Annotated in this window: 1 protein-coding gene; it reads right to left on the bottom strand. The window is 41.2% G+C overall.

What is annotated here, in order from left to right; translation table 11 throughout:
* Positions 1-16: 16 nt before the first annotated feature.
* On the bottom strand, positions 17-559 hold the full coding sequence (locus EYW48_RS21380; protein ID WP_171981740.1) for a DinB family protein: 543 nt from the start codon (positions 557-559) through the stop codon (positions 17-19).
* Between the last annotated feature and the right edge of the window lie 24 nt (positions 560-583).

Below are 583 nucleotides of genomic sequence, written 5' to 3'. Positions count from 1 at the left end.
ACTCTTAAATTTATTGTTATGTACGTGCTCCCTCTGGCACGATCATAGGCAGGTCTGTACAGCCAAAGTCTAAACCAAACTGGCTTAGCAAACAGGTAAGCTGGCCTCTATGGTGAGTTTGATGATTGAAAATATGTTGGCAAAACTCACCAACGGTCCTTTGAATCACCTGTCCTTCTGTTGTCGTGTACCTGACTATTTGGTTACAGCTATCAGCGGTAAACTGATTAGTGATTTCAATGTAGATCGAGTCTACAAGTTCTCGTAATTCAGAGAGTTCGTCTAGATTCGAAGCGAACGTGTCAGAAACTGACTTAGAAACGGGTAATTTCTTTAAAACTGTAGCTTCAACTGATACTAGCTCATTTGCTACAAGGCGCTGGAGCATAATCAAGTCACCGAACAAGATATGATTCCAGTGAGCCATGATTGTAGGGAAAAATGAGCTGGTATTCTGATGCAATTGCTCATGAGTCAGCTGACTGCAAACACCAAGTAACTGCTTATTCATTCGCTGATTATACAGCGCCAACATTCTGAAATTTGAGGATAAATTCATTTGACCTCCAAAGTACATAACGCC

This window comes from Vibrio sp. 1180_3, assembly GCF_029478545.1.
GTDB classification, from domain to species: Bacteria; Pseudomonadota; Gammaproteobacteria; order Enterobacterales; family Vibrionaceae; genus Vibrio; species Vibrio aestuarianus.
Note: the sequence above shows the minus strand (reverse complement) of the source record. Positions and strands in the feature narration are given on the sequence as shown.

Coding starts and splice junctions, on each gene's coding strand:
- EYW48_RS21380 (WP_171981740.1), bottom strand. CDS start 559: ATGAATTTATCCTCAAATTTCAGAATGTTGGCGCTGTATAATCAGCGA.